We start from the raw sequence: 316 nt of genomic DNA, 5'->3' as shown, positions 1-316 counted from the left end.
CGGCGGCGCGCTGGTGGGCTGCGACGCGGGTTTCCTCAACGCCAGCCGCATCAAGGGCAGCCACGCGGCGATCAAGACCGGCATGCTGTGCGCCGAAAGCGCCTTCGAAGCGCTGCAGGCGGGCAGGAGCGGCGACGAGCTGGCGGCCTACCCCGAAGCCTTCGAGAAGAGCTGGCTGTTCACCGAGCTGCAGCAGGCCAAGAACTTCAAGCAGTGGTTCAAGAAGGGCCGCTCCACCGCCACGCTCATGACCGGCGTGGAGCAGTGGCTGCTGCCCAAGCTGGGCATGAAGAACCCGCCCTGGACCCTGCAGCGC

The 316-nt window shown here is 68.0% G+C and carries 1 protein-coding gene; it reads left to right on the top strand.

Annotation, left to right across the window (positions count from 1 at the left end; all coding sequences use genetic code 11):
• The coding region (locus SM757_RS35230) for an NAD(P)/FAD-dependent oxidoreductase (RefSeq protein WP_407655840.1) at positions 1 to 316 on the top strand (316 nt) is incomplete at both ends.

It is taken from the genome of Azohydromonas lata (genome assembly GCF_034427735.1).
Lineage (GTDB): Bacteria > Pseudomonadota > Gammaproteobacteria > Burkholderiales > Burkholderiaceae_C > Azohydromonas > Azohydromonas lata.
The sequence above is the reverse complement of the archived record's forward strand: the minus strand, read 5'-3'. Positions and strand labels throughout refer to the sequence as shown.